At 40.7% G+C, this 23,902-nt stretch carries 24 protein-coding genes; 7 read left to right on the top strand and 17 right to left on the bottom strand.

The window, feature by feature from the left end; translation table 11 throughout:
• Positions 1–289 precede the first annotated feature (289 nt).
• On the bottom strand, positions 290–460 hold the full coding sequence (locus LQ188_RS08825; RefSeq protein WP_225989034.1) for a hypothetical protein: 171 nt from the start codon (positions 458–460) through the stop codon (positions 290–292).
• 287 nt (positions 461–747) lie between these two features.
• Between LQ188_RS08825 and LQ188_RS08820 the strand changes: the two genes are divergently transcribed.
• The gene (locus LQ188_RS08820; protein WP_230176619.1) at positions 748–1,521 is read left to right on the top strand and encodes an alpha/beta hydrolase; all 774 of its coding nucleotides are present in this window, start codon (positions 748–750) and stop codon (positions 1,519–1,521) included.
• A gap of 58 nt (positions 1,522–1,579) precedes the next feature.
• Entirely contained in the window at positions 1,580–2,203 is a 624-nt protein-coding gene (locus LQ188_RS08815; RefSeq protein ID WP_230176618.1) for a DUF2238 domain-containing protein, read from the top strand.
• 34 nt (positions 2,204–2,237) lie between these two features.
• Here the strand turns inward: LQ188_RS08815 and LQ188_RS08810 are convergent, their stop codons facing one another.
• The 4 genes from LQ188_RS08810 to LQ188_RS08795 all read right to left on the bottom strand — a co-directional run bounded on the left by LQ188_RS08810 (position 2,238) and on the right by LQ188_RS08795 (position 3,967).
• A complete protein-coding gene (locus tag LQ188_RS08810) occupies positions 2,238–2,684 on the bottom strand; it encodes a DinB family protein (protein WP_230176617.1) in 447 nt (148 codons plus the stop codon).
• Between the two features lie 441 nt (positions 2,685–3,125).
• Positions 3,126–3,275, bottom strand: a complete 150-nt coding sequence (locus LQ188_RS08805; protein ID WP_098186234.1) for an FbpB family small basic protein — start codon at positions 3,273–3,275, stop codon at positions 3,126–3,128.
• Entirely contained in the window at positions 3,268–3,435 is a 168-nt protein-coding gene (locus tag LQ188_RS08800; protein ID WP_084786080.1) for a Fur-regulated basic protein FbpA, read from the bottom strand. Before LQ188_RS08800 ends, LQ188_RS08805 begins: the two co-directional genes overlap by 8 nt.
• A complete protein-coding gene (locus LQ188_RS08795) occupies positions 3,356–3,967 on the bottom strand; it encodes a flavodoxin domain-containing protein (RefSeq protein WP_230176616.1) in 612 nt (203 codons plus the stop codon). Before LQ188_RS08795 ends, LQ188_RS08800 begins: the two co-directional genes overlap by 80 nt.
• A 293-nt stretch (positions 3,968–4,260) precedes the next feature.
• Here LQ188_RS08795 and LQ188_RS08790 point away from each other — a divergent pair, with 293 nt between their 5' ends.
• Positions 4,261–4,896: a hypothetical protein gene (locus LQ188_RS08790; RefSeq protein ID WP_230176615.1), complete on the top strand. Its 636-nt coding sequence runs from the start codon at positions 4,261–4,263 to the stop codon at positions 4,894–4,896.
• A gap of 156 nt (positions 4,897–5,052) precedes the next feature.
• Here LQ188_RS08790 and LQ188_RS08785 read toward each other — a convergent pair whose 3' ends face one another.
• From LQ188_RS08785 to kdgD, 9 genes are all read right to left on the bottom strand, one after another.
• A complete protein-coding gene (locus LQ188_RS08785) occupies positions 5,053–5,706 on the bottom strand; it encodes a DsbA family oxidoreductase (protein ID WP_230176614.1) in 654 nt (217 codons plus the stop codon).
• A 241-nt stretch (positions 5,707–5,947) separates the two neighbouring features.
• Complete coding sequence (locus LQ188_RS08780) at positions 5,948–8,983, bottom strand: efflux RND transporter permease subunit (protein ID WP_230176613.1); 3,036 nt, start codon at positions 8,981–8,983, stop codon at positions 5,948–5,950.
• A 710-nt stretch (positions 8,984–9,693) separates the two neighbouring features.
• Complete coding sequence (locus tag LQ188_RS08775; protein WP_101223152.1) at positions 9,694–10,392, bottom strand: polysaccharide deacetylase family protein; 699 nt, start codon at positions 10,390–10,392, stop codon at positions 9,694–9,696.
• A gap of 90 nt (positions 10,393–10,482) precedes the next feature.
• Complete coding sequence (locus tag LQ188_RS08770; protein ID WP_230176612.1) at positions 10,483–10,932, bottom strand: ASCH domain-containing protein; 450 nt, start codon at positions 10,930–10,932, stop codon at positions 10,483–10,485.
• Between the two features lie 112 nt (positions 10,933–11,044).
• Positions 11,045–11,365 carry a hypothetical protein gene (locus LQ188_RS08765; RefSeq protein WP_101223154.1) on the bottom strand — a complete coding sequence of 107 codons (321 nt, stop codon included), beginning with the start codon at positions 11,363–11,365 and terminating at the stop codon, positions 11,045–11,047.
• A 121-nt stretch (positions 11,366–11,486) separates the two neighbouring features.
• A complete protein-coding gene (locus LQ188_RS08760; RefSeq protein ID WP_101223155.1) occupies positions 11,487–11,939 on the bottom strand; it encodes a GNAT family N-acetyltransferase in 453 nt (150 codons plus the stop codon).
• Positions 11,940–12,092: 153 nt separating this feature from the next.
• On the bottom strand, positions 12,093–13,628 hold the full coding sequence (gene garD, locus LQ188_RS08755; protein ID WP_101223156.1) for a galactarate dehydratase: 1,536 nt from the start codon (positions 13,626–13,628) through the stop codon (positions 12,093–12,095).
• Between the two features lie 68 nt (positions 13,629–13,696).
• Positions 13,697–15,160: an alpha-ketoglutaric semialdehyde dehydrogenase GucD gene (gucD, locus tag LQ188_RS08750; protein ID WP_101223157.1), complete on the bottom strand. Its 1,464-nt coding sequence runs from the start codon at positions 15,158–15,160 to the stop codon at positions 13,697–13,699.
• Between the two features lie 18 nt (positions 15,161–15,178).
• Positions 15,179–16,111 carry a 5-dehydro-4-deoxyglucarate dehydratase gene (gene kdgD, locus LQ188_RS08745; protein ID WP_101223158.1) on the bottom strand — a complete coding sequence of 311 codons (933 nt, stop codon included), beginning with the start codon at positions 16,109–16,111 and terminating at the stop codon, positions 15,179–15,181.
• Between the two features lie 319 nt (positions 16,112–16,430).
• Between kdgD and LQ188_RS08740 the strand changes: the two genes are divergently transcribed.
• The 3 genes from LQ188_RS08740 to LQ188_RS08730 all read left to right on the top strand — a co-directional run bounded on the left by LQ188_RS08740 (position 16,431) and on the right by LQ188_RS08730 (position 20,045).
• Positions 16,431–17,792 (top strand): MFS transporter, encoded by a 1,362-nt coding sequence (locus LQ188_RS08740; protein ID WP_101223159.1) that lies wholly within the window; start codon positions 16,431–16,433, stop codon positions 17,790–17,792.
• 31 nt (positions 17,793–17,823) lie between these two features.
• Positions 17,824–19,182 (top strand): glucarate dehydratase, encoded by a 1,359-nt coding sequence (gene gudD, locus LQ188_RS08735; protein ID WP_230176611.1) that lies wholly within the window; start codon positions 17,824–17,826, stop codon positions 19,180–19,182.
• Positions 19,183–19,343: 161 nt separating this feature from the next.
• Positions 19,344–20,045, top strand: coding sequence for a FadR/GntR family transcriptional regulator (locus tag LQ188_RS08730; protein ID WP_101223161.1), 702 nt, complete (start codon positions 19,344–19,346; stop codon positions 20,043–20,045).
• Between the two features lie 392 nt (positions 20,046–20,437).
• Here the strand turns inward: LQ188_RS08730 and LQ188_RS08725 are convergent, their stop codons facing one another.
• Positions 20,438–21,196, bottom strand: a complete 759-nt coding sequence (locus tag LQ188_RS08725) for an SDR family oxidoreductase (RefSeq protein WP_101223162.1) — start codon at positions 21,194–21,196, stop codon at positions 20,438–20,440.
• A gap of 191 nt (positions 21,197–21,387) precedes the next feature.
• On the opposite strand from LQ188_RS08725, the gene LQ188_RS08720 reads away from it, so the two are divergent.
• The gene (locus LQ188_RS08720) at positions 21,388–21,996 is read left to right on the top strand and encodes a TetR/AcrR family transcriptional regulator (RefSeq protein WP_230176610.1); all 609 of its coding nucleotides are present in this window, start codon (positions 21,388–21,390) and stop codon (positions 21,994–21,996) included.
• Between the two features lie 44 nt (positions 21,997–22,040).
• Here LQ188_RS08720 and LQ188_RS08715 read toward each other — a convergent pair whose 3' ends face one another.
• Positions 22,041–22,742: an alpha/beta hydrolase gene (locus LQ188_RS08715; protein ID WP_230176609.1), complete on the bottom strand. Its 702-nt coding sequence runs from the start codon at positions 22,740–22,742 to the stop codon at positions 22,041–22,043.
• A 156-nt stretch (positions 22,743–22,898) separates the two neighbouring features.
• Positions 22,899–23,801 carry a LysR family transcriptional regulator gene (locus LQ188_RS08710; RefSeq protein WP_230176608.1) on the bottom strand — a complete coding sequence of 301 codons (903 nt, stop codon included), beginning with the start codon at positions 23,799–23,801 and terminating at the stop codon, positions 22,899–22,901.
• Positions 23,802–23,902: the final 101 nt, after the last annotated feature.

Raw genomic sequence — 23,902 nt, 5'->3', positions numbered from 1 at the left:
ATGATGTTCCCAAACCAACACCTCAACTCCTCAGGTATAGTTTCTAACTAAACGATATAACATAGTTGATTGGAGAGGAAGGTGCGAGACTCCTGCGGGAAAAGCGCGTCTAGGGAGACCCCGCAGGCGCAAGCCGAGGAGGCTCCATGACCGCCCGCGGAAAGCGAGTGCCTGGAGCGGAAATCAACGTTCAAATTGTACAAACCGCAAAAAACTGTAGACAAACTCGATTTTCATCAAGTTTTGTCTACAGTCTGAAATCATCCCCTATAGGAGATGATTTTCTTTTTTATTGATTTTCTGGCTGTTGTTGATTCTGCCCTGGCATCCCTGTTCCCATTCCCATCAAATTAGTGGCAAGCGGCACCATATTTTTCATTTTCCCGCCATTTCCACTCAACATTTGATAAGTGGCGATACCCACTCCGACCGAAGCGACTACTGGTAAAATTTTATCCATGTTTGCTCTCATTTACATCACCTTATTTTATATATTTTTGTTCATTTCCTGAACTCTTATATCTTGTTCAAAAAAAAACCAAAAATTCAGATTGTATGTTACCAAAACAATTAGTAATAAAAATACGTTTTAAAGGGAAAATTCTTTCAAGAGGGATATTAGCACTCTTGAAATGAAGATATTTATTTTCATGTCGATAAAATCCAAACGCTTATCTTAAATTGTTTTTTAAATAGTATAGCCATTCAATGATTGAAAATGATTTAAGATTATTGAGGTGAATATTCATGCCCATGTTAGATGTGGACGGTAATAGCTTGTATTATTCTGTTAAGGGAAAAGGGGTTCCTATTGTTTTTATTCATCCTCCTGTACTGACTAGTGTGAATTTCCAATACCAAATGGAGGAATTATCCGAAGAATTCAAAGTTATAACCTTTGATATTAGGGGACACGGTAGAAGTCAGTATTCAAGACTGCCAGTAACTTATCCCCGGATCATAGAAGATATCAAACATCTGTTGGATCATTTGAAAATTAAAAAAGCAATCATATGCGGATACTCGACCGGAGGATCTATCGTATTGGAATATTTGCTGAGTTGTGCCGATAGGGCTCTAGGAGGCATTGTTATAGGTGGAATGTCTGAAGTGAGGGATAAATATTTAAAGCAAAAGATTTCTTTAGGAATATCACTTGCCAAGAAAGACGCAGTTCCAATACTTGCGCTTTCCATTTCATGGAGCAATTCAAATACCGAAAAGTTGTTCAACAAAATGTTTAATGAAGCCCTAAAAGGAGATGCCAGAAATATCGAGCAGTATTACCATTATAGTTTGCATTATAACTGTACCCATCAGCTTGAGAAAATCAACCTGCCCATTTTATTGATCTATGGTAAAAAAGATAAACCATTGTATTATTACGCTAATTTATTGCATGAAAAATTGCCATGTACGGAATTAAAATTCATTGATCATGCAAAGCATCAGATCCCTACAAAAGCGGCTAATCCTTTAAATGAAAGCATTAAGAATTTTATCCATTCACAAACTGTTTGATTTTTAGATTGCAAAAATTTCAAACTGGTATATATCCTGAATGTAGGGAGTGAAAAAATTGGGAAGAGATAAAAGTACACTGATTCATTTAATATTACTATTGCTAGTAACTGCAGTTTTTATTTGGTCAGTTATTAAGCCTGAAGGATACTTGATATGGACAATGGAAGTACTTCCTGCCGTTGTGTTTCTGATTTATGTAATCGCTACATATAATAAATTCCGCCTTACTACATTATCCTATTTCGTTATTGCCGTTCTTTCAATTACCATGTTCATCGGTGCCCATTATACGTACACAAAAGTTCCTCTATTTAATTGGATAAAAGATCATTACGATCTAAACCGGAATCATTATGATCGGTTTGGTCATTTTCTAAAAGGTTTACTTGCAATTGTGATTAGAGAAATAGTAATACGTAAAACTCCTCTAACAAAAGGACCCTGGTTATTTGCTGTAACATTAAGTTTTGCACTTGCCATTGGAGCACTATATGAAATAATCGAATGGATAGCTGCCATCATTTCAAAAGGCAGAAAAGTTTCAAAGGACTTTTTAGGAACACAAGGTGATATTTGGGACGCACAATGGGATATGGCGTTAACATTAATCGGCTCTACCCTTGTATTGTTTACCTTGTCCAAACTTCATGACAAGCTGTTACGAAAAGTGAAAAATTGAATTTAAAAATAGTGACCTATATAGATCGCTATTTTTAAATTAGGATTTGATTGTTAATATGATGTTCCATATGTTCTAGATAATCTTTTACTAGCCACTCCAATGATTTTAGTTGATTATTTCCTATATCACAAAGATTAGATAATCTATCATTTGGTGTATTCGTTATTATATGTATGATTTGCTTATTTAAAGAACAAAAAAGATTAACGATCTCATCCAATGGCCGCTCTTGATAATTCTGAACCAATACCCATTGGTCTTGATTATATGGTTGTATAACATATGGCTGTAATTCGTACTGAATCTTGATAAACCTATTCATATTGTTCAATGCAGAATCGCATAGATGTCCTAAAATCTCTTTTTTGGACCATTTGTGTGGCATTGGTCGATGATTTAATTCTTTTTCTGTCCTCCGGTTGAACTCTTCAGGTATAAAACCTTTCCAATGATTGATTCCATTTATTACATTTTTCAATTTGCACTCCCCCTAAGATTTACCTAAAGAATTTTTATTCGGCAACCAACCGGAAAATACCTTCTTCTTCAACTGACTGCATTGTTTGCTGAATATGGAAACCAACAGCATTCAATTATAGACCCAAAAGAAAAAACCGAAATCAAAAATGGATTTCGGCTCAGACTTCAGGCAAACTTGAAGAAAAGTCAGTTTGCCTGAAGTTTCAAAAATACTCGAGTTGATTTCAGAAATCCGCTCCTTTCCGCTGACTGTCTGCCAAGCCTCCTCGACGCAAGCAACTCCGGGGTCTCGGCTAGCCAGTTTTCGGCAGGGGTGTCGCAAATCCCCTCAATCTAGCGAGCGTTTCATAAAAGAACCACAGGCGCAAAAAGCTCCGAGTGCGGGACCGCCCGTGGAAAGCGAGTGCCAAGTTTCAATCAACGTTCAAATTTTAACCAGTCATGATTGTACTTGCTTACCGCCCTTTTTTTCATTGATGGCTTTTTGATCGATCTTTGTATAGATGCGTTCCACTTCAATTTTGTCATGCAACAGAAGTTCGCGGTTTTCTTTTAGAAGTTCAGTATATGATTTCCTTCTCCTAGACATTTTTTAATTCACCTCTCAAGTGATTGAATTCCTTCTGTAAAACTACTATCGGAAGCTCGTAAAGTTGTTTATTATATTTTTTAAAAATCCCGAATTTCAGAAGTTCTTGTATAAGTTCCTCTTTTTTTGCTTCTCCCTTTGTACTTAATTGGGTAATCATCAAGGACCCTCCTTAACAAAAATACAGACTTTTGGTATTTGGGGCTGCCTAGCATCCGATCCCACATGAAGAATCTCCACTTCTTCCTATTGCTTCCCCATATAAGGGCATGCTCTGCAAAGTCTTCGCATTTGCTTAATTGTTCGTATGTCCTGCTTTCATGGTGTATTTTCAACACTTGATCATATACATCAAATCCAAATTGCTTCATTTTATTGGAAAGGATATCTATCCCGGCGCAGGGTTTCGAATGGGTCAGGTCGCCGGCACCAAAGAATGCAACTTTCACTCCAGTAAAGTCCACTTGATCAATTTCTTCATAAAACTCGTTTGCTTCATACGGTAACTCTTCTAGATTCCATGTATATAAACCGATAAAGGCCAAATCAAAATCCCTTAAAGCATCAACTTCAACAGTATCCAATCTTTCCATATATACTTCACAGCCGACAGCCTTCATTCTGTTCTTTATGTTTATAGCCATTTTCTCGGTATTACCGGATAAACTGACATAACCAATGAATACCTTCATCTATATCACCTTCCTAATTGAGAATTAATTTCATTACACATCTCACTATAAATGAAAATGATTCTCATTGTCAATTATTTACCTCCGTTAATTATATTAAACAGTCCGTTCCTCATCTTAAAAATAATATAAATGTCCTAAAAATCAAGTGAAAAAACCAAAAAACTTGGGTAAAAAAGCCTATTTTTTCACAAACAACCATGATACACTATGTAATAATTTAACTTATTCAGCCATTGCAAATGGTTATAGTTATTTGGAGGTTAAATAAAAAAACACTAGGTGGGCTACTAATGGAATGGTTGAAATCTTTTGAAGCTAATAATCAGTTCTTAGACAATACAGACAGTTTTTCAGATTTCAAGATCAGGGAATTTATCCCCAATTCCAATGTCCAAAAAAAATATTCACTATTAACTCAATTCTTTTTACTGTTGGGTTGCCAAGATGAAAATAGTGTTACTTCGTTATTTGTCGATACTAGAATTGATTATCAAGTAATCGAAGAAATTATTATGCATTTTGACAACACAAAGATTGTATTAGAAAACGAATTACCATCAGAAATAATGTTAAGTAAGCCGAATCAAGAATCTCTCTCCTTGATCAGGTCGAATCATTTAAATCCAATAATAAAAAATCTATATGGGACAATGAGCAAGTCACAATATGAATGGAAACCACAAAAATCATACAAGATAATACCTGAATTTATAGAGAAATACGAAGATATGGAGTTCGATAAGGTGTTAGATTTTTTAAAAAACACATCAAAGGGGCCAATAATCTCGCTCTCATTATACAATTGGACTTTAAAAGATTATTTAAAAGATACTTTTGCGATTAGATATTTCACACATAAATGTAAAAATGCTTATTTATGGGTTGATGATTCTAATATTGTTACTACAATTCAACTAGAGTTATAGAATTACATTAAAATACCCCTTTTATATTAAACAGTAAAAAGAAAGGCTTTATTGTTTGATAAAAGGGGTTATTCTGTAATATTTAAGTACTCTAAAAATTAATCAAGCCTAATTTAAGGAGGGGCGTGAAATGACATTACAGTAGTAAATCCGTATTTATTGGCAATTCCCCTTAACATCACATTGTAAGCCATCAAATTCATTCCGTTTATTTTTTGCTTCTTCCTTCTCAATGACTTGCGCAAGCCTTTCTTTGCTGGCTAGTCCTTGAATTACTTCATCACCAATAATAAACGTTGGGACAGCCCTGATATCTGCTTCTTCATAAGCATGTTTGAGTGCTTGTTGGTGCACTTCCCGATACTTTCGTGACACTAACGCTTCTCTAAAGGCTTCTACAGGAAGATCAACTTCACCCGCTAATTTTGTCAATACTTCAATATCTTCAATATTTTGTTCCTCTTGAAAAAACGCGGTAAATACTCTGTTGTGGAATTCGTTCCCTTTTCCGTGCTCCTTTGCAAAATGGCAGCCTTCGAATGCAAAATGTGTATATGGATGCGGGGAGACACGGGGTAAACGCATATCAACCCCTAGCTTTTTCGCAGCAGGCAGAATGTAAGAGTCCCATGAATTCAACTTATCGGGTTCCTTCCATGGATCGATTTTGGCATGTGGACTCGGACGCAATTCAAATGGCATCCATTCCACTTCTACATCCTTATCCTTCACGATTTCGTCCAAAGGACCTTTACCTAAAAAACAAAATGGGCAAATAAAATCAGAATACGCTTTAATTTTCACTGTCATAATATATTCCCTCACTTTTCATTATCAGCTCAACTTGTAACCGTAACAGTTACAATACAAAGCAAAAAAAATATTAATATAAGAACATGGCATTCAGTAGTCGATAGCTTTTGGCAATTGTTTTACCACCTGATGTAATCATTTTAGTTACAGGTTAGAGGAAAGTCAACCATTATTTTAAAAGAAAAAAAGTTTGTAAAGAAAATGTTGCTTTTCTCTACAAACTTTTTATTAAGCTTCCCTACATCTCGATTTGTTCGTTAACGGGTTCTTTCTTTTTCCTTCTCTGTTTTTTCGATTTTTTATAGTACAGCAATTCGTATATACATGGAATGACGATAAGTGTGAGCAGTGTAGACACAGCTAACCCGCCAATGACAACGATCGCTAAACTTTGTGAAACCAAGCTTCCTGTTTCCGCTTTTTTATATAAAAGCGGCAGCATGGCACAAATCGTTGCTACAGCCGTCATTATGATCGGACGGAATCTTGTAGCCGTCGCTTCGACGATCGCATCACGGATGATCATTTTTTCTTCGTTTTGTTTGACTCGATCCAGAAGCACAATCGCGTTTGTCACAACAATTCCTATTAACATGAGAGCACCCAGCAGTGCTGTAATATCAACTGGAATTCGACTGATAACCAATCCTAATACCGCCCCAATGGCAGCGAATGGCAAGGAAAATAGAATGGCGATCGGTGCTTTGATTGATTTAAATGTTATAACCATGATTAAAAAGACGATGCCGATCGATATTAACATCGTAAGGAATAAATCGGAAAAATCATCTGTCTGCTGAGCACTGGCCCCGCCGACTAAAATCTCTACATCATTCGGAATATCAAGACCTTTGTTCTCTTTATCTCCAAATATCTCAAGATTTATTTTGCTTGCAATATCGGAAAGCTTAGTCGGATCGACCGTTGCCGTTAATTGAAGATACGTTTCTCCATCTTTATGGAACTGCGTTGTTGCACTCTCTTCACTATTTATAGATGCAACCTTAGACACCGGAGCTAGACCGCCGTCTGTCATGATCGGGATACTTTTTAAATCCTCTGGTTTTTTAGGATCCAAGATGGGTTCAAGGACGACAGGTGTCTGCTTATCCTGCAAGGTTATATTGCCAATAGGAGTTTTATTAAGCATGATACCTAATTGTTGACCGATTTGTTCTGTATTGCCTTTAGCCGGATCTACCTTGAATGAATAAATCGTTTTCTTTTCGTCTTGGTTTGTTGTAACCTCTTCGATTCCTTTAATATCTTGAATACTTTCTTTGACTTTATTGGCCGTCAGTTCCAAATCTTCAACATTACTGCCGATCACATCTATCGTAATGTTCGTCTTTGATGCCCCCATCATAAATGAAGAGGCTTGGGCCGTAAGCTTCGCATCAGGATAGTTTTCTTGTTCCTTTTCCATTTTCTCCAGGATTGAATCTACATGTGCTTTATCCTTCACGAGGATGCCGAAAGTTGCTTCTGTAGGTGATGTGACTGCCCCATATTGGGCCGTCTCGGCTGAGTTTCCTAATTGCATGAAAATATTATCCACTTCACTCATATCCTGCATCGTTTCTTCGAGTTCAATCGCTTTTTCCTTTACTTTCTCATAAGGCTGATCATTTGGATAAGTTAATGTCACGGAGACATAGTCTGCTGAAGAATTATCAATCGCCCCTTTTGGCATGGCAAAATATGTACCAATGGAACCGACAAACAACAGCATCGCAATAATCAGGACTACCCATTTATGATTTAATGACCAAGTAACCAGTTTGGTAAAACGCTTGGCCGGTCGATGTTTTGGCAGCTCCGTCCTTTTCAGCAATCCTGCGCTCATTAACGGAACAACCGTCAATGCCACAATTAAAGAAGCCAGCAAAGAATAAGTTACCGTCAAGGCGAAAGGAAGAAGAAACTCTTGAAGCCCTCCATTCAATAAAGCAACTGGCAAGAAAACGGCTACAGTAGTAAGGGTTGAAGCTGTTATCGCCACTCCCACCTCTTTCGTTGCATCCATCACCAATTCCTTTGAAATCTTCTCCTGCTGCATTTTCCGGAAAATATTTTCAATAACAACTATACTATCGTCCACCAAGCGCCCGATCGCTACAGCGACACCGCCCAGCGTCAAAATATTCAGCGTCACTCCCGACAATGACAGCAAAAATAACGTAAATCCAAGAGATAGCGGTATGGATACGATTGTAATGAATGTAGATCTTACATTCCGTAAAAAGACCATGATTACAATCGTAGCGAATAACGCACCTAGCAGAACTTCTTTTACCATCGTCTGAACGGAAGTCTCCACCATATCAGCTGTAGATAAATAAATGGTCGATTTCTGGTCGCTATACTTTTCATTAATTTCTTTTGCTACTTTTTCAACCTCTTTACTGATTGTGACCGCATTTGATTGACTGTCCTTGATAATGCTTAAATCAATGCTTTCCTTTCCATTAAAACGACTGATGAGGTTGCCATCCTTCGCTTCTTCAACTTTTGCTATCTCTCCAAGTGCGACATTCTGAGTGACCTTTAGTGCTTCTAATTTTTCAATACTTGTTAAATCACCGATAACCTTGATGTTACTTGCCTTCCCATCAATCACTTTTTCGCCTACAGCCAGAGCTGCATTCTGACCGTTAAGGACGCTCATGACATCTTGAATGGAGACTTTCTTTTTAGCCAATTCTTCATTATCCACTTTGACTGAAAGAACGGATTGCGAAATTCCAAATGTCTGTACATCCGAAACCCCTTTAATATCTTTATACAGAGGCTCTAATTCTTTCTTGGTAAAGTCTATATTTTCAGCTGTTAATCCATCCTTAAAAGTAACAGCTACAAATGAGATGGGAATCATTGATGTATTTAACTGTGTAACAGTTGGCTTTGCCATGCTTTGTGGCAGCGCTACACTGCCAAGAGCCTCTTGAACATCAAGTTTCGCTTGTTTCATATCCGATCCGGCTTCAAAGAATAGATCTACTTTTGAAAATCCATCTCCAGTGGTGGAGTATATTGAACTCTTTCCTTTAACTCCCGTAACTGCTCTTTCAATTGGATCTGTAACTTGTGCTTCCATCGTTTTCGAATCAGTGCCCTGACCCATTGTGATAATCGTAACTTGAGGATTATCGGCAGATGGTAAAAATTCCATCGGCAGTTTAAAATAACTGACAACTCCTATCAACAAAATAAATATGGTTACCAATGAAACGGCAGCCTTGTTCTTAAACGCCCACTTAGTAAAAAACTCCACGTACATATCACCCCTGATTATAATTTATAAGAAAATAATCCCATTTCAAATATTACCATATATTACTAATGTCGTAGTGTTAATTTTTTATTGATTTTTATATTTTTTTATGTATCTCTATACATAGAAACAAAAAAAGGCTGCGCAGCAGCCTCAGTTTGTAGACAAAAGGGGTTCTATCTAAATTTAAAAACCAAGTTGATTGGAACGTAAGGAACGAGACTCCTGCGGGAAAAGCGCGTCCAGGAGACCCCCGGACCGCCCGCGGAAAGCGAGTGCCTGGAGAGGAAAGCAACGTTCAAATTGTACAAATCCTTAAAACCAGTAGACAGACTCGATTATTTATATCCTTTGAAAAAAAGCATAACGATAGCAAAAACCATTACCCCGATAAGTAATAACGGGCCGATGCCCGAGCTATACACGAAGTATACCGTGATGTGGCGAAAAATGAGCACCACAAGAAATAGGAATAACAGGAAACATAAAATCATGATCAGAGCGGTGTTTTTATTCCGATACAAGTAACCAGCCCCATTTTAATAGCTTTATTTCCACTAAGGAAAAATTCATGCGAATGCATGCCCTAACAACAACCTTCCATTAAGAAACAATATGCAGCCCATGTTTTGTACTATTCTGTATATCAAATAAAAAAGAGCTGCCGCAGCAACCCGATTCTTCGAAAATCGTCTGGACGAAAAATGAAACTACATTTCCTGAAGTTCATTGACCGTTACAAACCTATACCCTTCGTTCGTTAACTCTTGTAAGATCCCTTCAATCGCTTGAAGTTCTTTACCCGTATCATCGTACATCGGATGCATCAGGATGATCGAACCTGGTTTTATATTTTCCTTCACATACTTCACTTTGTCAGAAGCTGAAGTGTAATAGCTATCTGGTTCCAGATTCCAAGTAATGGTCTCTCTATCATTTTTATTTAAATAATAAGGCAAACCTAAGATTTTTTTCCCGTTTGGCGGCCGGACATCAATTTCACCCTTATATCCGGAGATTTGAATTAATGTATCCGTTTTCTCGATTTCCGCCTTGATATAAGAGGGCGATTTAAAAACCATTCGCCTGTGGGAATACGTGTGATTGCCAATCTGATGTCCTGCTTCCGCTATTTTACCCGCTTCCTCTGGATACTTTTCGATTTCGTTACCAATCAGGAAGAATGTAGCCTTTACATCGTATTTATCCAATAACGGAAGGATTTGATTTACATTGTTCGATGGGCCATCATCAAAAGTCAAAGCGACCACTTTTTCATTCGTCTCGACATTATCCGTTAATCCACCGAATAACTGATATGTTCTTGAATTCATTAATTTATACGTACCAAACAATAGCAGGAAAACAACCAGGATTCCCAATCCAATTAATATCAGTTTCTTTTTCATGCAAATACCTATCTTTCTATAAGTTTTTTAATCCAATGACCTATTATAGCAAATCACTGAAAGAAAGCACTTATTGCTAGCCGTCTACACTCACTTTACATGAATCAATTCAAAACGCTCACACACTAGCAGCATATCTACTTGAAAGGTGTGTCCGATTCTGTCCAATTCTTCTTTAAAAAATTTTTCATGTGCGTCCCACCAGTATGTATATGTTCGATCGCCTTCCCCTTCTGCAATTGCAAACTCTTCGCTCACTTCATTCATGGGCAATACTTCGACTTTCACTGTTTGGATGATGGCTAAGGGCTCATCCTCACCGCTTAAAATAATGCTGTAATCACCCACGGATGGTAATGGTTCATTTTCTTCTTCATAAAAAACATACCCAGAGCATGTAGCCGTTTTTATCCCAGCCATCACTAATCGAGCCAATTGATCGGGATCGGCCCCGAATTGCCACGCACTGACTGACTGGGGTTTTTCTTCTTCTTTCCCTTGCCAAAATTCATTCCAATATAACTCCGCTTTGACATTCATTCTATGATTCTCCATTCTATTTTTCAGCTCCCCTGAGCATCACGAAAGGTTCAATTGGTTCAACTCCAAACTACCTTCAAGCAAAACTCATTAAACTCTATCACTGCAGCTGCTAATTTGATCTACGTGGCCATTCTATTTCACCAGTTAACAGCAAAGTGATGACGATAACCCAAAATATAAAGAAAGATGAGGAAAAAACCAAAGAAACGATAGAAATCACTTTTTTCTCTGTTTTCTTCAAAATTCCCATGACAGATAGGACGATACCGGTAATCGTAAGGAAAAATGTGATATAATCACCCGTCAGGCTCCCGAAATTTGCGATTCTGATAGGTGTAATAAAAACAGTAAAAAAGCAAACGATTCCAATGATGAATGAAGTAAAACTGATTACACCATACCTCTTCTGAATACATGCTTCGTTTTCCATCGAGCTCACCCTTTCATAAGTTTTTAAATCCTATACATCTATTAATATCTCACGAATAATTTTAACATATAATACCAGACAAGTTGTTGTACACAAAAAAAGGGGACAAAAGACCGTGAATTTAAAGCTTCATTTTCATGCCTTCATGAGTGGCTTTAAATCCTAAACGTTCATAAAAACGCAACGTTTCTTCCCGCTTTTTATCGGTCGTCAGCTGAATGATATGGCAGCCCCGCTTCCTTGCACGGTCAATCGCATATTGAATCAACTTGCTTCCAATACCTTTCCCTCGTTCTGTAGATGCCGTCCGAACCCCTTCGATCGTAGCTCTCCAACCGCCTTGATGGGTAATGTAAGGAGTGAACGTGATTTGCTGTACCCCAACGATTTCCTCACCAAGACATGCTACGATCAATTCATTATTTCCATCTGCATCAATGGATTCAAATGCTTTTATATAGCTTTCAGGAAGGGGATTTTCATAGCGCTCCCTTTCCTTCCCCAAAACATCATCCGCAAGCATCTGTACTATTTCACTTAAATCTTTTGCCGTCGCATTCCTGAATGTGACCATGCTATCCCTCCTGATATGTACTTCAGTATCTCGTCATGATGAAAACCAAACGTTCATTAATAACTTCTGCTAATAGTCCAGCGGTCCTCTTTTCTGGAAGAAAAAAAGGACGGACTTCCTCTATTAAAAGGAAGTCCGTCCAGTAAATCATTATTAAGTAATTGGAGCAGGATTGAACAATGCCAAATCATTATGCAGGCCCCAATGCTCTGCCCAGGTTTTCTTTTTACCGCTGGCCACTTCCAAAATAAGGTGAAATATTTCCCATCCAACATCCTCAATCGTTGCTTCACCAGTAGCGATAGTTCCAGCATTTATATCGATCAGATCTTTCCATTGCTCTGTCAATGTATTTCGTGTAGATACTTTGATGACGGAAGCCATTGCGAGATTATAAGGTGTGCCTCTTCCAGTTGAAAAAACTTGAAGGTGCATACCGGAAGCGAGCTGCAGTGTTCCGCAAACAAAGTCACTAGCTGGTGTAGCTGCAAAAATCAGCCCTTTTTCAGTTGCTTTTTCACCTGGAGCCAATACGCCTGAAATGGGGCTGCCTCCGGATTTGGCAATGGAGCCTAATGATTTTTCCACTACATTGGCCAATCCGCCTTTTTTGTTTCCAGGCGACGGATTGGCACTTCGATCAGCATCACCTAAAGCAAGGTAGTTATCATACCAATCCATTTCCTTTATTAAGGCTCTTCCTACTTCTTCATTCACCGCTCGAGGCGTCAATAGATGAATCGCATCCCGTACTTCTGTGACTTCAGAGAATAGAACGGTTGCCCCAGCTCTAACTAACAGATCTGTAGCATATCCTACTGCAGGGTTAGCTGTCACACCGGAAAATGCATCACTTCCTCCACACTGCGTACCGATGACTAATTCGGAAACTGGAAACGTCTCCCGCTGCCTGCGGTTCAACTTGATTAAACGTTCCTCGGCCATTTCCATAATGGATTGGACCATTCCCGCAAATCCCTGCTGATCCTGAAGTGAAATGATATCTGAATCGTCCCCGCTTGGATTTATCCTCATTGGAGACAGTTTTTCACACCCCAGTCCAACTACCAAAGCTTCCCCGCCGAAATTCGGGTGTTTCGCAAGGTTCTGTATCGTGCGAATGGGAATAACCGCTTCAGGTGCATTGATTGCGACTCCGCACCCATAGTTGTGATTTATGGCGACAACATCATCAACATTGGGATACTTCGGAAGAAGCTCTTTTTTTATCCGGTTCACGACAAAATCCAGAACGCCCACAACACATTGAACGCTAGTTGTAATGCCTAATATATTCTTGGTTCCAACACTGCCATCTTCATTGCGGAATCCTTGAAATGTATATCCTTCAAGTGGGGGCAAAGTTTTCGGTATATCATTTGCTACCGGTAATGCCTTTAAATCTGGAGAAGCCGGCAGTATCACCAACGACTCGTCAATCCAACTGCCCTTACTGATTGATTCAGCCGCATAACCGATAACTTCCCCATAGCGTATGATGGCTTCATTCTCGACTATATCCGTCAAAGCCACTTTGTGACCTTGTGGTACTCTTTCTTTCAATTCAAGCCCACAAGAGAAAACGGTTCCTTGATCCAAGCCCCCCGTATTAACCACGATGGCGACATTATCAATCTTATTTACCTTAATATAAAGCGGAACCTCCGTCAGTTGCGTTTTCGTATCCACTTTACCACTCCTTCATTCTAAAAAAGCAAACAGTCATCACTAAAGATACACGATACACGAGAGGGTTATTATTTTACAAACACCGTTTTAATGGATGTAAAAAACTCTTTTGCTGCTTCTCCTTGTTCCCTGGAGTGGGAGCTGGAGTTTTTCATGCCGCCAAATGGCGCCTGCAATTCAACGCCTGCGCTCTCAGCGTTGACCCTGATCAATCCCGCTTCCATATCGTTAACAAATGAAAGCAAATGTTTGATATTCGCTGTGAAAATCGAAGCACTAAGGCCGTATTCCACGCTGTTCGCAAGTTGCAGGGCCTCTTCAACTGAATCAGCTTTCAATAAAGCAATTACCGGACCAAAAATTTCTTCCTGTACAATCGTCATATCTGACGTGCAGTTATCAAAAATAGTAGGCTCTACATAAAAGCCATTTGCCTGAGGGCCTTCTTCAGCACGCTTCCCGCCAATTAGAAGTTCAGCGCCTTCTTCCACTCCTTTTTTAATATAGGAAAGAACCGTATTCAATTGATTTTCGCTAGCACATGGACCCATCCATGTTCCGCTGTCCAATCCATCCCCGATGGAAATGCCTTTCGTTTCTTTCACCAGCAGCTGCTTGAACTCTTCATAAACTTCCGCTGCAACGATGACACGGCTTGTCGCGGTACATTTTTGCCCCGTTGAACGGAACGCACCTGTAATGACGGCTTCTACAGCCAGATTAAGATCCGCATCCGCTGCAACGATGACCGGGTTTTTCCCGCCCATTTCAAGCTGGTATTTCGCTCCGCGTGCTAACGCCGCTTGTCCAATCCTTTTTCCAACGCCGTTTGAGCCGGTAAAGGTAATGCCGTTTACATCTTCGTGATCAGCGATGCCCTGCCCGATGACACTGCCCGGTCCTGTGACCATATTGATTACACCCGCCGGTAAACCCGCTTCTTCAAAACACTCCATGATCTTCGCACAGGTGATGGCCGTCTCGGTGGCTGGCTTGACCACAATCGTATTCCCATATACGAGAGCAGGAGCCATCTTCCAAATTGGGATGGCGATTGGGAAATTCCAAGGTGTTATGACGCCCACAACGCCAAGCGGGACTCGCGTCGTGAACATAAGCGCTGAACTGTCGGTGGATGGAATGACATCCCCCACTTTACGCATTCCTTCTCCTGCATAGTATTTCAGGATCGCAATGCCGCGTGCCGTTTCCCCTTTTGTTTCAGCAAAGGTCTTTCCCATTTCCCGTGTTGCACATTCTGCGATTTCATCAATCCGCTTTTCAAGAATTTGCGCTGCTTTATATAGATACTCCCCGCGCTCTGAACCAGCTAGTTTGCGCCATTTTTCTTTCGCCTTTTTCGCAGCTTCCACAGCCAGGTTCAAGTCATCCTTGGTAGATTTTTGTACATATCCGACAATTGCCTGTTTATCTGCCGGGTTTAAACTTTTTTCAACTTCATTTGAAATAGAAGCAACCCATTCACCGTTAATATAGTTAAGATACGTTTTTGTTTGAACTGTAGTTATCATATATAATCCCCACCCTTATTAGATTGATTGAATTGGTGTTTCTTTTGGAAAACGATTTAAAGCATTCTCTAATATCGTTTGCATTTCTGCATAATGTTCTTTTTCCACCGGAAGAATTGGTAATCTGACTGTTTGCCCAACCGGCATTCCCATAATCTCCATACCTGCTTTAATGAGCGAAACGGCATATCCCTTTCTCTGACGGCGAATATTGTTGATTGGCATGATGACCTGTTGGTAAATTTCATTGACCGTTTCCTGATCTCCGCTCAAAATGCCATTATAGAATTTTCGTGAGATATGCGGGATGTAATTGGATATCGCCGATGAATATGAGTCAAAGCCAAGTGGAACGTAGGCCGACATGGTAACTTCCGCAAGCGGCATTCCGTTAAGCCAGCCGAAACGTTTTCCGAAGGTTTGTGTAAGGAGTCCATTCAACTCCATATTGCCCAGGCCGTCTTTGACGCCGACCACCTGCGGGACCTCAGCAAGCGCTTCCAAAGTTGAAAGTGAAAATGAAACATTATCACGCTGATATACTATGGAATTTAAGTCTGTACTTTCTGCGATGGTTTTGAAATAAGCAGCTAGACCTGCCTGTTCTCCAGTAACGAGATATGGAGGTAATATTAAATAACCGTCTGCCCCTCTATCCGCTGATATTCTGGCAAGTTCGAGGGAAGTTTGAATATTCCCGCCTACCCCTGTGTATACAGGTACTTTTCCAGCCGTGACGGATACGGCTACCTCTACCATCGCTTCATATTCCTCTTTACTTAACGAAGGATATTCCGCTGCTGCACATGCCACGAAAATAGCCTCGAGTCCCTCATCTAATAAAAATTGGATATTTTGGGCGAGTGCTTGTTCATCAAGCTTATTACTCGTTGTGAATGGTGCCACGGGAAATCCGAGTATTCCTTTAGGTGCCTTGCGAGTCTTATTCATTATTTATTCCCCCTTGTGTATTATTGTTTTATTGTAAGACAAACAGACCTTCTGGTCAATCGTATTTTTTTTATTTTCTGAAAAAACTAACATTACCTTAAACCTCAATAATTTCACTTCTACTATATACAAAAAAACACGATAATTAAGGAGCTAAAATGAAAAATGATTTACGAAAAAAAGCCATTGACAAACAATTTTATTTGTCTTACCATTGGACAAAACTAAATATTAAGAATTTTCACGAAGGAGGAAACAGTTAACATTGTAAGCGGTATCAAATGAAAATATAATTAAATACGATTAAGGAAGTGAGTATATGAACGCTGAAGAAAAAGTTTTTCAACCATCTCCTAAACTACCAAGTGCCCAGAAAAAAACACGCACACGATGGTTCATTGTCTTTATGCTCTTTTTGGTCACTGCTCTGAATTATGCGGATCGTGCGACGCTATCAATTGCGGGTACGGACATGTCTGGTCAGCTTGGTCTCGATTCAGTCATGATGGGCTACGTTTTCTCCGCTTTCGCTTGGTCTTATGTAGCAGGACAAATTCCAGGCGGATGGCTTTTAGACCGTTTTGGCTCAAAAAAGGTTTACTTTTGGAGTATCACGTTATGGTCTGCCTTTACGCTTTTACAAGGGTTTCTAGGTTTTTTCGGTTCTGCCGGAACAGCTGTCATCGTATTGTTCGGCCTGCGTTTTTTAGTTGGATTGGCAGAAGCGCCTTCCTTCCCGGCCAACAGCCGCATCGTCGCTACATGGTTCCCAAGCCATGAACGCGGAACCGCGGCTGCCACTTTCAATTCCGCCCAGTATTTTGCAACCGTTCTCTTTGCACCGATCATGGGTTACATTACGTATAAATTTGGTTGGGAATATGTCTTCTTCTTTATGGGTGCTTTAGGAATCATCGTTGCTTTCATCTGGCTGAAAACGATTTATGGCCCGAAGGAACATCCTCGTATCAACAAAGCTGAGCTTGAATATATCGAAGCTGGCGGCGCTTTGATCAATATGGATCAAACCAGTGCAAATAAGGAGGAAAAGAAAGGCGTCAACTGGAATCATATTAAGCAGCTTTTATCAAACCGCATGCTGTTAGGTGTTTATCTAGGACAATATTGCATTACGACGTTAACGTACTTTTTCCTGACATGGTTTCCTGTGTACCTTGTACAAGAAAGAGGCATGACCATTCTTGAAGTTGGATTCGTCGCTTCCCTTCCCGCCATTTGTGGATTTTTTGGCGGTATTCTCGGAGGTACATTCTCGGATTTCTTGTTACGGAAGGGATTCTCATTGACTGTCGCCCGAAAAATGCCAATTGTTGTTGGGATGATTCTATCGATGAGCTTGGTAGCAGCAAACTATGTAGATACGGAATGGGTTGTCATTTTCGTTATGGCCCTTGCGTTTTTCGGTAAAGGATTTGGGGCATTAGGCTGGGCGGTTGTGGCCGATACCTCACCAAAAGAAATGTCCGGTGTCAGCGGCGGGCTTTTCAACACATTCGGTAACATTGCCGGCATTACAACACCGATCATCATCGGATATATCATTGCCACGACAGGGTCGTTCAATGGGGCGCTAGTCTTCGTATGTGCCAATGCTCTTGTCGCTATTTTAAGTTACTTATTCCTGGTTGGTGAAATTAAACGTGTAGAGTTAAAATCATAATCAACTAAATATTCTAGTAGGGGGAAAAATTATGAACAATCAATTGCTTAAGGATAATGTAAAAGTCGGCACACCGGTAATTTCAGAAATGAGCGTTATTCCAGTTGCGGGCCATGACGGCATGCTGCTGAACTTAAGTGGTGCCCATGCTCCATATTTCACCCGGAACATTGTCATTCTAAAAGACAATGCGGGTAATACAGGTGTAGGTGAAGTTCCTGGGGGCGAAAAAATCCGCCAAACTCTAGAAGATGCCAAACAATTGGTTGTCGGCCAGTCCATTGGGGCATACAACAACATTCTGAATACCATCCGTAAGCAGTTTGGGGACCGCGATGCTGGAGGGCGCGGCCTTCAGACGTTCGATCTCCGTATTGCCATTCATGCCGTAACAGCATTGGAAGCGGCACTTCTTGATTTAGTTGGCCAATATTTAGGTGTTCCTGTCGCAGCCCTTCTCGGTGAGGGACAGCAGCGTGATAAGGTGGAAATGCTGGGCTACTTATTTTATGTAGGTAACCGCAATAAAACAGATCTTGGTTATTTAAGCGAACCGGAAGCGGAAGATGACTGGCTTCGCCTCCGTCATGAGGAAGCGCTGACACCCGAATCGATTGTCCGCTTGGCAGAAGCCGCCCATTCTCGCTATGGATTCAATGATTTTAAATTGAAAGGCGGGGTTTTACGCGGGGAGGAAGAAATCGAAGCGGTGACGGCACTTGCGGAACGCTTCCCTGAAGCCAGGATCACGCTTGATCCAAATGGCGGCTGGCTGCTTGAGGATGCGATTAAACTTTGCAGGGATCAGCATCATGTTTTAGCTTATGCGGAAGATCCATGCGGAGCGGAAAATGGTTTTTCCGCCCGGGAAATCATGACGGAATTCAGGCGTGCAACGGGCCTTCCAACCGCAACGAACATGATTGCAACGGACTGGAGGCAAATGGGGCACTCCATTCAACTTCAATCCGTGGACATCCCTCTTGCCGATCCGCATTTTTGGACGATGCAGGGCTCCGTCCGTGTCGCTCAAATGTGCAACGACTGGGGATTGACATGGGGATCACACTCGAATAATCACTTTGACATTTCACTTGCCATGTTTACACACGTTGCAGCAGCCGCACCAGGAAAAATCACTGCAATCGATACCCACTGGATTTGGCAGGATGGGCAGCGTTTGACGAAAGAACCTTTTAAAATTGTCGGCGGTATGGTCGATGTCCCTTCCAAACCTGGACTTGGAATTGAAGTGGATATGGAACAAATCGAGAAGGCACACCAGCTTTATAAACAAAAAGGACTTGGTGCCCGTGATGATTCAATGGCGATGCAATACCTGGTTTCCGGATGGAAGTTCAATCCAAAATCTCCTTGCCTTGTGAGATGATTTTTTTCCTACATTGCGTGCGTCTCTCTCTTTAGAGAGGCGCATTTTACTTTTTTTGGACGTAGGTCTTCTCATACTCACATGCAAATAAGTGTATTATATTATATAATTAGTCTTACAGTATGAATACATATAGGATTTAACAGAAAAGGGGTTACACAATGGAAGAATCGTCAAAGAAATTAGGCGTACAATCGGTACATCGCAACACTCTTTCACAACAAGTCGTGGATCAAATTGTGCATCTGCTCGTCAGCGGACAAATGAAAGCGGGCGACAAACTGCCTCCTGAAATGGAACTTATGAAAGAACTTGAAGTAAGCAGGCCTGTTTTACGTGAGGCGCTCAGTGCACTTGATACACTAGGTGTCATTACTCGAAAAACACGTGAAGGAACCTTTTTTAACGATAAAATCGGTACACATCCATTCTCTGTCATGCTGGCGCTGGCTACAGATAATTTACCAGCGATCATCGAAGCGCGAATGGCTTTGGAGTTGGGATTAGTAACGATGGCTGCCGAGAAGATCACAGACGAACAATTGGAGAAACTGCAAGTTACGATTGAGACGATTGCCAATAGTGAAGACAACGATTATGGAGAGGCCGATAAAGAATTTCACAAGATCATAGCTTTAAGTGCAAACAATCCCATTATTGAAGGCATGATCGATTCTTTATTGATTACACATAATAAAATTAATAGCCTGATTCAATTCAGAGAACGGGAACTGACTGTAAAGTATCATAAAGCCATCTATGCGGCACTTGCAGCACATGATCCGCATGAAGCATTTAGCCAAATGTACAAACACCTTGATTACGTCCGTCAGAAAGTCCTTCAATATTCTCACGCCAATTAATATATCGTTTGAGAGGTATCGCAGCAAACTGATGGATCACTCAGTGATCCAATTTCATAGGGAAAGTGGATTTTTTCTGGGAACCTATTTTGCTTCCAAGATTTCAGAGTTCAACTTATCTTTTAAATCCAATTGATAGCATAATTCTTTTTGAGAGAAAAACTGGATAGTAGTTCGAACTATCCAGCCCCCACTTATCCACTTTCGATTGAACTGAAAATGTCAGGACTACCGAATGAAGTAAAAACTTCCTCTAGCAAATTGTCTGGCTAACCAAATTCCCCCTACAATGATCCTGCCTATGCTCCACTCAAAAAAATGCATCCCTGCTAACTAGCAGGAATGCATATATCAGTCACTAAGTTCTTGACCATTCTTTTTAATTTACGGGCTTAATATGCACTCCAACCAGCATCTGCGGTGATGACAGTACCATTAACAAAACTGGAATCGTCTGAAGCAAGGAATAATGCCACTTTAGCGATTTCCTCAGGTTTGCCATTGCGTGGATTGATAGCCATACCCAATTGTTGGCGAGAGAAGCCAAACTCATTGATATTCGTCATGCTGGAACCAATATTGGTTTCAACTCCGCCTGGTGCTATTGCATTGCAGCGAATCCCTTTATTGGCATACATAAAGCCCGTGTTTTTTGTGAACCCAACGACTGCGTGCTTAGAGGCAGTGTATGCTGCACCTGCTCGAGCACCGTACAAACCGCCAGCAGAAGCAATATTGATGATGACCCCTTTTTGTTTTTCTAAAAAGATCGGCAACACCTTTCTAGTCGAACGCATGACGCTAGTCGTGTTAATGGCAAAAATCCGATCCCATCTAGAGTCTTCAATGTCTCCAGCCGGTTCCATGCCATCCATGATACCCGCGTTATTCACCAAAATATCCACCGTACCGTAAGTACTGACCGTGGTATCGATCAAATGTTGAATATCTTCCTCCACCGCCACGTTCGTTTTAATGGCAAAGGCCATTCCGCCATTCGCTTTTATTTCTTCTACCGTTTCGTTCGCACCATCAAGATTTAAATCCGATACGACGACTTTCGCACCTTCTCTAGCATAATCTATAGCAATTTGTTTTCCCATGCCTGATGCTGCACCTGTCACTACTGCAACTTTGTCTTGTAATTTCATTATGAACTCCCCCATTCATTCTAGTGAAGTGATACTTATTGTACAGATGTTCATTAACTACTTTCCTTTATAGTATAATTAGTTTCAGTAGGCTTATACAATCAGCAAATGATGACCTCGATGTTGAACAATGAACAGATAGTGATCATTATGTTCATTAAAAGCACAATAACGAACAAAGGGTGAAGAAAATGACTGATAATAACACTGGGATTGATAGAAGGATCAGGAAGTCCAAAATGGCTTTGAAAGAATCCCTCATATCATTAATGCAAAATAAGGATTTCAGGGATATATCGATTACTGACATTGTAGAACTCGCCGACCTTAATCGGGGTACATTTTATAAACACTATCAGTACAAAGAGGAACTGCTTGAAGAGGCCATGGAAGATGTCATTGCGGATTTGATCATATCTTACCGGGAACCTTATAAGAACGTTGATACTTTCACCATCAATGAACTAACCGCTTCAGTCATCAAAATATTTGAACATGTAGCTAACTATGCAAACATTTATACCCTTATCCTAAAGACGAATGCATGGCCTACATTACTGGAAAGGATTTGTAATGAGTTAAAGAAACTTCCATTGGAGGACCTCGAAGATTACCGGCCCAACCCTAAGATCAATATAGAACTTGCCTCCAGCTACCAAGCGTATGCGATATTAGGCATGATCATCGAATGGGTCAACACTGGCTTTAAATATAGCGCTGGCTATATGGCTGAACAGTTGCTTGAAATCCTGAATAATAAATCGGTAAATTCCGTCTTTAAAATAAACCATACATTTTAAAGCAGGAATAAGAGGGCTGCATCGGCAACCCTCTTATTCCTGCTTTAAAACGCCTGTCCTTTGGAAAGAAACCTTGTTACGGCAGCCAAGAAAGCTGGTAAATTATCTTCATGGACAAAGTGTCCGGCATCCTCTATCGTCACCAATTCGCAATTCGGAATAAGCTCGGAAACCTCCTGCAATTTGTTTTGGGGAATATGGCTCGACCCGCCCCCTATAACAAGCGTCGGCATCATAATATCGGTAAGGCGCGCCCACCATTTGGGATCGGGTTCATTAAGCTGCTGTAGAATCGAAGGCACTACCTGCCAATCAAACGGCAGTGGGACAGCAGGTTTGGAAGGAACCTCCATTGGCTTATCCGAAAAAGGAGGAGGCGTGTCTTCGACAATCAACCTATCTATCCTCGAAGGATAAGTTTGCGAGAACAGATAGGAAACTGTTCCCCCCATGGAGTGCCCCATTAGCGAAAACCTTCCCAAATTAAGCGCATCCGCAAAATGAAGCAAATCATCGCACATCAATTCAAAAGTGTATGTATTAGTTCTCGCACTCCCACCGTGGCCCCGTTGATCTAAGGCTAAAACACGATAATTTTCTCCTAATGCGGCAGCCGCTTGATCCCATGAATCTGCACTTTTCCCCAGCGCGTGAAGAACAACAAGCGGCGGTGCAGAAACATCCCCGCTCTCCCGATATTGAAACGTGAGGCCATTCAACTCAATTTGATTAACCCGTATTTCCATCTCCATTCATCTCCTAGGATCGGATTCGTCATTTTGAACCCGATATATTTAATAAAAACCTCCTAGAATACTATGTTCTCTATAATTAAATTATACTTTTTATGCCTTCACCCATTTATTCGCCCTAACCGGCGATTTATTCGACCTTTACCACATTTATTCATCCTTTAGCCTAGCGGAATTGACGGCAGCGAAGTAATCCATGACAAATAACCGAAATTGCTTGGCTACTGCGGTGAAGTAGCGTTTTTCTGACCAGCCAAGCCCTATTGTTCTTTGACAAACAGGTTCTGTTATTCGGATTTTATGGGATAATGATCCGGTTTGATGAAGCCATGTCAATTCGGATACGAAGGCGATCCCCAACCCTTTCCTGACAAGGTCCGAGATGACAGCTGGTTCATCTCCTTCGAAGGCGATGTGCTGGACGAATCCCGCTTCGAGGCAAAATTGGTCGGTTAGGCTGCGGAACCCGAAGCCTGTATTCATACTGATGAATGGTTCATCTTTCACTTCTTTGAGTGTTATGCTTTCCCTGCCAGCCAGCCGGTGATTGGGAGGCACGATCAAGTATATTTCTTCGGTGATCAGCGGTTCCCACCTTAAGTCTGGTCCTTCGATCGGAACGGACGATATGCAATAATCGATTTCTCCTTCAATTAAAAGCTGCTTCATTGATGATATGGATTTTAGGAATTGTTGAAAACGGACATCCGGGTACTGAGATAAAAATGCACTCAATAAATCAGGCAGGACCCTTGGAATGGTAACGGCCAAAGTGATGTTCTTTTGGTCTTGATCTGCTAATTCCACTATTTCGCGCCTTCCTTCATTCAGTTCCGCAAAAGCGCGTTCGACCCGGTTCAAGAATATTCGGCCGGCTGCATTGAGCTTGATTTTCCGGTGTTCCCTATCGAAAAGTGCGACACCCAAATCCTCTTCAAGCCGGGATATGGTTTTACTGAGGGATGGCTGAGCTATTTGAAGTTGTTCCGCAGCCTTCGTCATATGTTCCAGTCGTGCTACGGTTTGAAAGTACTGCAGCTGTAATATTTCCATTTTCCCACTCTTTTCGCATAGATTTAAATCTATTATTACATAATCAATTATGTATTATACAGTATCTAAAAAAGCCATTATCATGAAATAATCTCTTATTT

It is taken from the genome of Peribacillus sp. Bi134 (assembly GCF_918698065.1).
Lineage (GTDB): Bacteria > Bacillota > Bacilli > Bacillales > DSM-1321 > Peribacillus.
This window is presented reverse-complemented; position numbering and strand designations above follow the sequence as displayed.